Source organism: Streptomyces sp. NPDC059455, assembly GCF_042750115.1.
Classification (GTDB): domain Bacteria; phylum Actinomycetota; class Actinomycetes; order Streptomycetales; family Streptomycetaceae; genus Streptomyces; species Streptomyces endocoffeicus.
In genome coordinates, this window is sequence record NZ_JBHYVB010000286.1 from 1 (window position 1) to 11,558 (window position 11,558).

Annotated in this window: 7 protein-coding genes and 3 pseudogenes; 3 read left to right on the forward strand and 7 right to left on the reverse strand. The window is 70.2% G+C overall.

Annotation, left to right across the window (positions count from 1 at the left end; genetic code table 11):
* Positions 1–212 precede the first annotated feature (212 nt).
* From ACFXB5_RS49120 to ACFXB5_RS49135, 4 genes and pseudogenes are all read right to left on the reverse strand, one after another.
* Positions 213–1,121 carry a GNAT family N-acetyltransferase gene (locus ACFXB5_RS49120; protein ID WP_385221418.1) on the reverse strand — a complete coding sequence of 303 codons (909 nt, stop codon included), beginning with the start codon at positions 1,119–1,121 and terminating at the stop codon, positions 213–215.
* Positions 1,122–1,443: 322 nt separating this feature from the next.
* A complete protein-coding gene (locus ACFXB5_RS49125) occupies positions 1,444–2,559 on the reverse strand; it encodes a lytic polysaccharide monooxygenase (RefSeq protein ID WP_385221421.1) in 1,116 nt (371 codons plus the stop codon).
* Positions 2,560–2,761: 202 nt separating this feature from the next.
* Positions 2,762–5,338 (reverse strand): malto-oligosyltrehalose synthase, encoded by a 2,577-nt coding sequence (gene treY, locus ACFXB5_RS49130; RefSeq protein WP_385221424.1) that lies wholly within the window; start codon positions 5,336–5,338, stop codon positions 2,762–2,764.
* A 182-nt stretch (positions 5,339–5,520) separates the two neighbouring features.
* Positions 5,521–5,706 (reverse strand): annotated as a pseudogene (locus ACFXB5_RS49135) (IS5/IS1182 family transposase); the annotation flags it as partial.
* Positions 5,707–5,708: 2 nt separating this feature from the next.
* Here ACFXB5_RS49135 and ACFXB5_RS49140 point away from each other — a divergent pair.
* Positions 5,709–6,025: pseudogene (locus tag ACFXB5_RS49140) on the forward strand (Tn3 family transposase); the annotation flags it as partial.
* Between the two features lie 80 nt (positions 6,026–6,105).
* Here ACFXB5_RS49140 and ACFXB5_RS49145 read toward each other — a convergent pair.
* Positions 6,106–6,831 carry a LysR family transcriptional regulator gene (locus ACFXB5_RS49145; RefSeq protein ID WP_385221427.1) on the reverse strand — a complete coding sequence of 242 codons (726 nt, stop codon included), beginning with the start codon at positions 6,829–6,831 and terminating at the stop codon, positions 6,106–6,108.
* Between the two features lie 263 nt (positions 6,832–7,094).
* Between ACFXB5_RS49145 and ACFXB5_RS49150 the strand changes: the two genes are divergently transcribed.
* On the forward strand, positions 7,095–7,901 hold the full coding sequence (locus ACFXB5_RS49150; protein ID WP_385221435.1) for an SDR family NAD(P)-dependent oxidoreductase: 807 nt from the start codon (positions 7,095–7,097) through the stop codon (positions 7,899–7,901).
* Positions 7,902–8,067: 166 nt separating this feature from the next.
* On the opposite strand, the pseudogene ACFXB5_RS49155 reads toward ACFXB5_RS49150, so the two are convergent.
* Both ACFXB5_RS49155 and glgX read right to left on the reverse strand, forming a co-directional pair.
* A pseudogene (locus ACFXB5_RS49155) lies at positions 8,068–8,767 on the reverse strand (IS5 family transposase).
* Positions 8,768–8,824: 57 nt separating this feature from the next.
* The gene (gene glgX / locus ACFXB5_RS49160; RefSeq protein ID WP_385221430.1) at positions 8,825–10,969 is read right to left on the reverse strand and encodes a glycogen debranching protein GlgX; all 2,145 of its coding nucleotides are present in this window, start codon (positions 10,967–10,969) and stop codon (positions 8,825–8,827) included.
* Between the two features lie 233 nt (positions 10,970–11,202).
* Between glgX and ACFXB5_RS49165 the strand changes: the two genes are divergently transcribed.
* Positions 11,203–11,538, forward strand: coding sequence for a hypothetical protein (locus ACFXB5_RS49165; RefSeq protein ID WP_385221432.1), 336 nt, complete (start codon positions 11,203–11,205; stop codon positions 11,536–11,538).
* Positions 11,539–11,558: the final 20 nt, after the last annotated feature.

Here is an 11,558-nt window from a genome sequence, read left to right on the forward strand (position 1 = left end):
CCATGGGACGGTCCCGCCCGTCCACATGGAGCCCGACCCGCTCGGCGTGCGGCGCCCACACCTCGAACAGCACTGGCGTCTCCTCACCTCGACCTGGCTACGGTCCTAGACCTCGCTACGGTCCTCGACCATGCTGCGGGACGCGGCGCCGGCGGCGCAGCAGGGCGACATCGGTCAGCCGCGGGGACATCGGTCAGCGGCAGGGAGATCGGTCAGACGAGGTCGATGCGCTCCTGGGTGATGGGATACCCCGCCCTGGCGAAGTGCGCGGCCATGGGGAGGTTGGGCTGGTCCGTCGCCGCCGCGATCTTCGTGGCCCCCCGTTCCACCAGATCGTGGGTGCACTCCACGAGCAGGTCGTACGCGTAGCCGTGGCCGCGCTGCTCGGCGACGACCCCTATGTAGCCCACGCACGGGCCGTTGGGATTGTGCGCGGGCACCTGGATGCCGACCAGCTCGCCCTCGGGCGTCCAGGCCAGCCGCCACCACTCGCGCGGCGACGGGCACCAGGAGAGGAAGTCCAGGAGCTCCCGCACCGCGGCCTCGACCCCTCCTCGTTCGATGGCATGGCGGTCGTGGGCGTCGAGCGTGCCCGGCATGATGCGGCGCAGTACGTCCTCGATCGCCGCGTCATCGGGCGCCGGCCGGAACTCCAGCCGCCCCGGGCGGGCGGGCAGTCCGCACTCCGGCGTCCACTCATAGCGGTAGCGCTCGACCAGGGGCTTGAGCCCGCCCGCCACGGCGGCGTCGATACGGGCCTGGGCGGCGGCCCGCACCTCGGGCTGATCGCGCCAGCCGGGCGGGGCCAGCAGGGTGTACTCGGTGCGCAGCGGTGCGGTGCGCAGCAGTTCGGCGGCGGCGTCGGCCTCGCCCTCGGCGAAGTCGAACCAGTCCAGGGCGACGGGCGCGGAGTCCTCCGGCCCGGCCCACCACGCGGCGCGGGCCACGACCCGCCCCTCGCGCAGCGCCACCCAGGTCCAGTCGGGGCGGTATTCGCCGCCCTGGCCGACGGTGGCGTAGGTGTGGCCGAGGGTGCCCCGGCCGACGAGCGCGGGCACGTGCAGGTCGTGGAACAGATGGGCGTCGCCCTCGGTGAGGGGACGGATGACCAGATCGGTCATGGAATTCCTTCCAGGAGAGTGGTGCGCTCCCGGTCGGATGCCTGATCGAACGATGTGTGATCAGACGGGGTTACGCCCGGGGGACAGGGGGCGGGAGCGCGGAAACGTCGTGATGTCCATTGCTCTCGCCTCCTTCCTCGATCAAGGGCGTGCCCGCACTCTATGGGCGCCGATGTCTCGGTGTCCACGCGATATTTTCCGGGCGGGGCCGGTCTGCCGCCCGCGAGGGGGAAGGAGCGGCAGACCGGCGCGCGGGATGAGGTGCACCTGACAGATCAATGAGCGGGTCGGAGCACCTGCGTGGACCGGTGTGAGACGCAGACTAGTGCACCATGCAGATCGGCGCGGCCGTTGTGTCAGGAGAGCCGCCGCCGGCCGTATAGCCGAAGGTCGTCGACGCCCCGGTGGCCAGTGAACCGTTCCAGTCGGCGTTGGTGACCGACGCCGAGGAATCGGTGGTGCTCAGCTTGCCGTTCCAGACGCTGTCGATCCGCTGCCCGGACGGCACCGTCCAGTCGACCATCCATGAGGAGATGGGCGTGGCACCGGAGTTGGAGACCGTCACCTCGGCCTGGTAGCCGCCGTTCCAGGTGCTGGTCACCTTCTGGGTGGCGGCGCAGGAGGCCGTCGGCGGGTTGCCCGGCGGGTCCGTGGGGTCGCTGCCACCGCCGCCGCTGCTGGCGCCCGGCACCGTCACCTCGCCGTTGCCGCCGTCGAAGACCACGTCGGAGCAGCTGTAGAAGGTCTCCTGGCTGTCCGAGCGCGTCCACACGGTGTAGATGATGTGGCGCCCGCTCTTGCCGGACGGCAGATTGGCCGTCCAGGTGTACTTGCCGTCCACCGTGCCGACCTGGCCGGACAGCGGCGGGTTCGTCACCGTGTTGAACGGCTGGTCCTCCAGATCGTTCCAGGTGAGCGGCTTGGTCGGGTCGATCGGGCTCTTGGTGACATAGCTGCGGAACGACCCCGGGTGCGCGGCCCAGGCGTTGTACGAGAACTGCATCGACTTGCCGGATGTCAGATGGGTCACCGGCCAGTCCTTGCTGCCCACGTCGAAGCCGGAGAAGTCGTAGACGGTGGCCGCGCCGCTGCACAGCTTGCCGTCCGGGATGAACCCCTTGGTGCGGCCCGCGCCGTCCGAGCGGAGCACCGCGAACCAGTTGTAGAACGGCGTCGCACCGCTCTTGTCGTACGCGGCCTTGCACGCCGGGTTGGTCGGCTTGACCTCACCGGTCGAGGACAGGCTGTACTTCCAGCAGAGATAGGTGCGGCTGCCCGGCGCCATCGGTGCGCCATGCGCGGAGGCGCTGCCGCCGGAGAAGAAGACAAGGCCCAGGGCGGGCAGGACCGAGAGCAGGACCAGCAGTACGGACCTGCGCGCGCGGGAGCCGCCCGGTGGGCGTGCGGATGAGGCGAGTGAAAGTGATCGTCGAGGCATTGCGCGTGCTTTCCCTTCGACGTGAACGGGTCAGGAACCGTCGGGTGTGGGAGCGCTCCCAATTTCTTGGTGAACGTAGCGCGCCCCCGGGCAGCTGTAAATGCTTCAGGACATGAAGGCCGCAGGCTTTCTGGCGGGCCGTCAGGGAGAGCGCCGGACGGGCCGTTCCGGTGGGCCCGGATGCCCCGTTCCGATGGGCCCGTCAGATCCGGACCAGCAGCGCCACCGGAAGCCGGGACAGCAGCTCATCCAGCGTTGCCGGGCCCTCGGCGGTCCGCCCGGTCAGCAGGTCCCGCCAGCGGCCCGGTGGCAGCGGCAGCCGGGTGGCGCCCCAGCCCTCCGCCTCCGCCAGCCGCCGCGACAGCCGGGTGACCACGGTGACGGCGCCGCCGGGTGTGCCGTCCATGCCGTCCGTGCCGTCCATGCCGTCCGTGCCGTCCGTGCCGTCCATGCCGTTGTCTGTCCGTAAGAAGGCCACGCAGTGCTCGGCGGACGGACCGGAGGCGAGCAGCGGCGTATACGTACTCCCGGGGCCGAACCACCCCGGACGCTCCCGGCGCAGGTTCAGTGCCGCCCGGGTGAGCAGCAACTTTTCGGCCGACGGGCCGTCCGCCGGTTCGCCGCCCAGCTCGGGCGGGCGGCGGTTGTCCGGGTCGACGAGGGCCGTATAGACGCACTCGGTGCCCATATAGAGGTCGGGGACGCCCGGCATGGTGAGCTGGAGCAGGGCGGCGCCGAGCGCGTTGGCCCGCGCCGGTCCGTCGAGTTCGGCGCCGATCGCGGCCCATACCGACGGGTCGGCCGCGCAGGGCCCGGCCTCCAGGAAGGCGGTCGCCTCCTCCTCGTACGCCGCGTTCCGCTCCGTCCAGGTGGTCCGCAGCCCCGCCTCGCGCACCGCCTTGAGTACGGCCGGGACCAGCCGTTCGGCGTCCCCGTGGCCCAGCGCGAGCGCCGTCTGCCAGGCCGTCCAGGCGAGATGGGGATCGGGGGCGGAGACCGAGCGGGTCAACTCCTCGACCGTCCGCCCCCACCAGCCCCGGCATTCGGTGAGCGCCGCGAGCCGGGCGCGGGCGTCCGCGCTGCGCTTGGTGTCATGCGTGGAGAGCACCGTGCCGGTGGCGGGCCAGTCCCTCAAGCGCCGGGCCGCGAAGGCGTGGAACTCCTCGGGGGCCACGGCCGGCCGCCCCGGATCGCCACCCACCTCGGCGGCCGACAGCAGCGGGGCGTAGCGGTAGAAGGCGGTGTCCTCGACCGACTTGGCGCGCAGCGCGGCCGCCGTCTGGGCGAAGCGGGCGCAGAAGTCGCGGTGGTCCGGGCCGTCCCCGAGCCCGCCCAGTGCCGCGTCCCGCACCACCCCCACCACCTGGGCCTCCTGCGCCACCGTGAACGCCTCCCGGGCGCCCGCCGCCGCCGAGCACAGCATCACCGCGTCGGCGTCCGTCGCGGGCGGACCGCCCACGGAGGCGTACGGACGGTAGACCGGCAGCCGCACCAGCAACTCGCGAATCGCCGTACGCAGCGCCCAGGGCGCGTGGTCGCGCAGCCGGAGATCGGCCGCGCAGATCCGGGAGGCGGTACGCGTCAGCCGTTCCACCTCGGCGGCCAGCTCATGCGTGACCACCTCATGGGCGGCGCGGCGGACCGTGGCGGCCCAGTCGCCGCCCACGTCGGCCGGGGGAGCGGCGAAGGCGCGGTAGAGGGCGGTCAGCTTCTCCAGACCGTCCGGGTCGACGAAGAGCCCGTCGATGTGGTGCAGCGCGTCATAGCCGGTGGTCCCGGCGACCGGCCAGGTGGCGGGCAGCGGCTCGTCCCGGGCGAGGATCTTCTCCACGACGGTCCAGCGGGCGCCGCCGCCTTCCGGCGCTGTCCACCGGCCGATGTCGCCTTCTGGCGCTGTCCAACGGCCGCCGCCTCCTGGCGTGATCCGCCGGCCGTCCTCGTCCTCTGGCGCGGCCCGCCGCCCGCCCCCGCGCTCCCCGTCTCCCGTCGCCGCCCGCACCGCACGGTCCAGCCGCCGCAGATAGCCCTCCGGGTCGGCGAGCCCGTCCGGATGGTCGATCCGCAGCCCGTCCACGACCCCGTCCCGCACCAGCTCCAGCAGTGTGGCGTGGGTCGCGGCGAACACCTCCGGGTCCTCCACCCGCACCGCGATCAGCTCGGAGATGGTGAAGAACCGCCGGTAGTTGAGCTCGGTGCGGGCCAGCCGCCACCAGCCGAGCCGGTACCACTGGGCGTCCAGCAACTCGGCGAGCGGCAGCCCCTCGGTGCCGGGCCGCAGCGGGAAGGCGTGGTCGTAGTAGCGCAGCGTCCCGTCCTCGACCCGCAGCCGGTCCCACTCCTCGCCGAGCGGACCGCCCAGCACCGGCAGCAGCACCTTGCCGCCGTGGGCCCGCCAGTCGATGTCGAACCACCGCGCGTACGCCGACTCCGGCCCCTCCCGCAGCACCTCCCACAGCTGGGCGTTGAGCCGCTCGGGGGTGGGGGCGGCCATATGGTTCGGCACGATGTCGACGATCAGCCCGAGGCCGTGCGCCCGCGCCGTACGGGCGAGTGCGCGCAGCCCCTCCTCACCGCCCAGCTCGGCCCGGACGGCGGAGTGGTCCACCACGTCATAGCCATGGGTGGAGCCGGGCACCGCCTCCAGCACGGGGGACAGATGCAGATGGGAGACGCCGAGCGAGGCCAGATACGGCACCGCTCGCTCCGCCGCCGCGAAGGGGAAGGCGGGCTGGAGCTGGAGGCGATAGGTGGCGGTGGGTGTGCCGGGGGCAGCCGTCATATGAACCTACGTACCCATCCGAAGCGCCCCACCAGAAATTCTTTGGAGAACGTCTGCATGAGGGTTTGAGGCGTATGGCTCCCACCCACCGCCACGTCAGTTGACACTGATTGCCCGCAATGTGATGAGGGGGAGCACCATCGACTTCGACCTCCAGACGGGACGGGGCGTCCGTGTCCGGCATGGTGTCGCCGTCGTCCGGGTCCTGGCGGACAACGGCGTGCTGTATCGGCCGTATACATAGTCCGCTCCACGACCCATTGGTGCCGGCCCAGACGCGGGGACGACTCGATGCCCTTGCGGGCGAGGCGGTGCCGGATGCCAAGGGAAGCAAGCCATCGCCGAAGGTGCCGGTAGTCGTAGCCCCTGGGAGTGGCTGCTGGCCGGCCAGGCGTGGCAGCGGACAAGGCCGACCGTGCTTGCCTCGCTGAACCTGCCCAGGGAGGCGGGCGGGCATCCGGCCGCGCTGCTGGAGGGCACCTACCGGGAGGTCGTCGCCCGGGTCCCGGACAACGCGCGGATCGCCTTCGAGGACGACGGCCGTCTGCACTTCGCGGTCCCGGAGCCGGAACCCGAACGGCCTCCCTGCTGGAGTTGCGGGCCGCAGTGAACGCGATGCCACCGAGGGCGGACCTGCCCGAGGAGCTGCTGGAGGTGTTCTCCTGGACCGGCGCCGAACAGGCGTTTCTTCCAGCTCCCCGACCTGCCCGGCGGCCTACGGCCCCTCCGGGACAAGCGCGCGGCCGACGACCAGTGAGGCCCTTAGCTCAGAGGGCGGTATGCGGGGCGAGGAGGCTGGTGCCGCACCAGTTCCGCTGATGGAGGTGGTCGAGCACGGCTGCCTCCGCCGAATCTGGGTGGCGGCGTGTACCGACGATGACGGGTTCGGTCAGGGAGGGCAGGAACGGGCGGGCAGTGGGCGGGCTGATGCTCGTGTCGGCGAGCAGGCGGGCGAGGTATTCGTCGAGCAGGCTGGCGCGGCGGAAGCGCACCCATCCCTGTGTCGCAAGGTCTGCCATGCGCAGGGCCCTGTCGCTGGCGAGGAGCGGGTGTCCCTCGGGCAGAACGGCGACGTAGGTCTCCTCGCCCAGGGGGTGGATGTCGAATGTGCGGCCGGTGGGGATGCGGTGGACGAGGACCATGTCGAGCGTTCCCTGGCGGGCCGGCCGTTCCATATCCGTTGGATCGGGCTCCTCGTGGAGAATGACCTGGAGTTTCGGGTGGCGGTGGCGGAGCCGGCCCAGTGTCAGAGGGAGCTGTCGTGCTCCCAGGCCCATGTGGACGGCGATGATGAGTTCACAGGCCAGTTCCCCGGAGGCGGCACGGGCAGCCAGGACGGCTCTGCGGGCCGCGGTGGTCGCGATCTCTGCCTCGGCGAGGAAGGCGCGTCCGGCCATGGTCACTGTGACCCCGCCCGATGTCCGAGTGAACAGCTGCACGCCGAGGTGCTTTTCCAGAGCGACGATCTGCTGCGACAAGGACGGCGGTGGCATAGGCAATGTCAATCTCAACTATGCGCTGACACTATTTGTCTCTATGTCTCGCGGATCCTACCGTGGTGCATGTCCGGTGGATCGCCGCCGCCGAAAGCGGTGGCCATCAGGGCGGGAGTCGATACGGGCGTGCCTGTGAGGGGCCCGTGGCGGCGAGGCCGTCCGGCGGGTTCTGTTCGACAACGCATCGTCTAGATCCCGGGCAGTTGCCCCGGAGGCCCGCGTCACCCGGACGCTCACCAACATGGACGGGAGTGGCAATCATGGAAAATCAGACAGGTGTTGGCCGCGGCGACGGGGTATCGCCGAAGAACGCCGATTCGAGACTGGCGGGAAAGGTCGCGCTCGTGACGGGTGCTTCCAAGGGCATCGGGGCGGGCATCGCGCGGGAATTCGCCGCGGCCGGAGCATCGGTCGTGGTCAACTACGCCTCCAGTGCCGCCGGCGCCGAGCGGGTGGTGCAGGACATCCAGGCGCGAGGGGGGACCGCGATCGCCGTGCAGGGCGACGTGTCGGTGCCTGCGGATGTTGAGCGCCTCTTCGCCAGGACCGTAGACGCGTACGGCCGGTTCGACATCCTCGTCAACAATGCCGGTGTCTATTACGTACAGCCGCTGGAGACCGTCACGCAGCAGGAGATCGACCGTCAGCTTTGCGTCAACGTGACCGGACCGATCCGTACGATCCAGGAAGCCCTTAAGTACTTCGGGTCCGACGGCGGGTCGGTCATCAACATCGGATCGCTGGACAGCGCCCGCGCGGTGCCGGGGATGTCGGTGTACGCCGCGACGAAGGGCGCCGTCGATGCCTTGACGCGAGTCCTGGCCGCCGAGCTCGGCCCTCGCGGGATCCGAGTGAACACCCTGGCCCCTGGCGGTGTGGAGACGGAAGGCATCCACGCGGCCGGCTTCATCGGCAGTGACGCCGAGACGGACATGATCGGGCGCACCCCCCTGGGCCGTATCGGTCAGCCCAAGGATCTGGCGCGGGCGGCGGTCTTCTTCGCCTCCGACGACGCCGCATGGGTCACCGGAGAGCGCCTCACCGCCTCTGGCGGCCTGCGAAGCTGACACACCCTGACAACGCCGGAGTCTGCAGACCCGCTCCGCGGGATCCTCATGGGGACGCTGCTTTCGATCATCAACCGCTACATCAACCGCTACATCAACCGCTACATCAACCGCTACATCGACCGCACAGGACCTGTGACCGCGCTAGAGGTGCTGAGAGGTCATGTCACTTGGCCAGTCCGCGGTGACATATGAGGGTCGCGGCGATGGCGGTGAAGGCGAGGAAGTGTTCCGGCTTGCGTTCGTAGCGGCGGTGCAGGCGTCGGCAGCCGGACAGCCAGGACACGGTCCGTTCCACGACCCAGCGGTGCCGGCCCAGGTGTCGGGATGACTCGATGCCCTTGCGGGCGAGGCGGTGCCGGATGCCGCGGACCAGTGAAATGAGGGCCTGGCTGTCGTGGAGGCTGGCGGCGGAGATGCCGATCGACAGGGGCGGCCCTGGCGGTCGACGATGAGGTGGATTTTCGATCCCTTCTTTCCGCGGTCGGTCGGATTCGGTCCCGTCAGATGCCCCCTATTGAGCGCCCGGACACTGACGGAGTCGATCGCGCACCGCGACCAGTCCAGCTCGCCCCGGGCGCCGAGTTCGTCCAGGACCAGGCGGTGGAGCTTGGCCCACACCCGGCCCCGGTCCACTCGGTGAACCGACGAAAGGCCGCCACGCCCGACACAGGCCGAAGCCTGGTGGCGGTTGGTTCCAGGTACAGCCCGAGGTGGCCGCGAAGATGATCGCGGCCAGCACCTCGCGGTCCCCCCCGCCGACGATGCCCTCCACCCCGCGGGCGGACCGGCGCCGGCGGCACCACCCGCTGGAACAACGTCCACAGGTCTTCCGGCGCCATCCGCTCGACAAGCGCGGCAGTCATCACTCCAGACTGACGCAAGATCACGCCAACTGAAATGGCGTCTGAGCGGGCCCCGCCTCAAGCAGGCCGCTGCAGCACCATCAGGCTGCGGTCCACCAGGGTCAGCCGGTCGCCCGCCGCCACCTTCGACCCGCTGCCCGGCTCCACGCCCGCCGCCACCGCCGTGTCCACGATGAGCTGCCACTGCTTGCCGTGGTCGATGGGCACGACGAAGTCCAGTGGCTCGTGGTGGGCGTTGAACAGCAGCAGGAACGAGTCATCGGTGATCGGCTCGCCGCGTGCCCCCGGTTCGGAGATCGCGCTGCCGTTGAGGAAGACCGCGAGGGACTTGGCGTGTGCCGCCTGCCAGTCGCGTGGCGTCATCTCCTCTCCCTCATGGGTGAACCAGGCGATGTCCGACAGCTCGTCATGGGTGCCTTCCACCGGCCGCCCGTGGAAGAAGCGGCGGCGCCGGAAGACGGGGTGGTCGCGGCGCAGCCACACCAGCGAGCGGGCGAAGCGCAGCAGCTCCAGCGCCGAGCTGTCCTCCCATGCGCCGTCCTGCCCCTTGGCGTGATCCGGCCAGCGCACCCAGGACACCTCGTTGTCCTGGCAGTACGCGTTGTTGTTGCCGCCCTGGGTGCGCCCGAACTCATCGCCGTGGCTGAGCATCGGCACGCCCTGGGAGAGCATCAGGGTGGCGATGAAGTTGCGCATCTGGCGCTCGCGCAGCGTCCGCACCGCCGGATCGTCGGTTTCGCCCTCGACTCCGCAGTTCCAGGACCGGTTGTAGCTCTCGCCGTCCTGGTTGGACTCGCCGTTGGCCTCGTTGTGCTTCTCGTCGTAGCTCACCAGGTCGCGCAGGGTGAAGCCGTCGTGGCAGGTGACGAAGTTGACCGAGGCCAGCGGGCGCCGCCCGTCGCCCTGGTAGAGGTCGGAGGAGCCGGTCAGCCGGGAGGCGAACTCGGCCAGCGTCCTGGGCTCACCGCGCCACAGATCCCGCACGGTGTCCCGGAACTTGCCGTTCCATTCGGTCCACAGGGGTGGGAAGTTGCCGACCTGATAGCCGCCCTCGCCGACGTCCCAGGGCTCGGCGATCAGCTTCACCTGGCTCACCACCGGATCCTGCTGGACCAGGTCGAAGAACGACGACAGCCGGTCCACCTCGTGGAACTGCCGGGCCAGTGTCGCCGCCAGATCGAAGCGGAAGCCGTCCACATGCATCTCGGTCACCCAGTAGCGCAGCGAGTCCATGATCAGCTGGAGCACGTGCGGGGACCGCATCAGCAGGGAGTTCCCGGTGCCGGTGGTGTCCATGTAGTACCGGCGGTCCTCGGTCAGCCGGTAGTACGAGGCGTTGTCAAGGCCCCGGAAGGAGAGCGTGGGGCCCAGGTGGTTGCCCTCGGCCGTGTGGTTGTAGACCACGTCCAGGATGACCTCGATGCCCGCCTGGTGCAGCGCCCGGACGGCCGATTTGAACTCCAGTACCTGCTGGCCACGGTCGCCCCAGGAGGCATAGGCGTTGTGCGGGGCGAAGAAGCCGATGGTGTTGTAGCCCCAGTAGTTGACCAGCCCCGCGTCGGCCAGCCGGTGGTCGTGGACGAACTGGTGCACGGGCATCAGTTCCAGCGTGGTGACGCCCAGCTCGGTCAGGTGTTCGATGATCGCCGGATGGGCGAGCGCCGCGTAGGTCCCGCGCAGCTCCTCCGGCAGCCGGGGATGGCGCATGGTCAGCCCCTTGACATGCGCCTCGTAGATGACCGTGCGGTGGTAGTCGGTGCGCGGCGGGCGGTCGTCGCCCCAGTCGAAGTATGGATTGACCACCACCGACGCCATGGTGTGCGGGGCGGAGTCGAGGTCATTGCGCTTGTCGGGCCGCCCGAAGTGGTAGCCGTAGACCTCCTCGCCCCAGTCGACCCGCCCGCTGATCGCCTTGGCGTACGGATCCAGCAGCAGCTTGGCGGAATTGCAGCGGTGGCCGAGCTCCGGTTCGTACGGGCCGTGGGCCCGGAAGCCGTAGCGCTGCCCCGGCATGATCCCCGGCAGATAGGCGTGGCGCACGAACGCGTCGGACTCCCGCAGCTCGACCGCCGTCTCCGAGCCGTCGTCGTGCAGGAGGCACAGCTCGATGCGGACAGCGGCCTCGGAGAACACCGCGAAGTTGGTTCCGGCGCCGTCGTAGGTGGCGCCAAGGGGATAAGCCTGTCCCGGCCAGACCTGCATACGTCGACTCTTCCACTTCTTCTCCGGGGGCCGCGAGCACCCCGGGCACCGGACGGAACATGACCGACCATGCATCCTTTCCCAACTGGCGGGAGGCATCCGCTCTTTCGACAGAACTTCCTCAAAAGTGAGGCAACCTACGGCCATATCGGTTCGTCCTACCGGGTGACCTGACCCATACGCGTATCCCGCTATGCGGTCCGATATGACGACAGGGGGGATTGGGGGAGGATGTGCGCAAGGTGATGCACCGCCACCTGGGCAAGGTGGTGGCCGGCGCGGCCGTGGCGATCACCGCCACGGCGGTCCTGATCGGCGTGACGCTCCCGGGGAGCGCGTCCGGCGAGGAGGGCTCGGGTGGGGGACCCCAGAGCTCCTCGGCGGAGCAGGGCCAGGCGGCCCGGCAGCAGCCCGGAGTGGTGGAAGACGCGCCAGAGCAGCGCAAGACCGGCAGCGGTCGCGATCCGCTGACCGACGACGAGATGAAGCGCGCGCAGAGCCTCGGGGGGGGGGGGGCGGGGGGCCTGTGCGGCCTGGTGGTGGTGGGGGGGGAGGCGGGGGTGTTATAGAGATATGTTGAGGGGGTCGT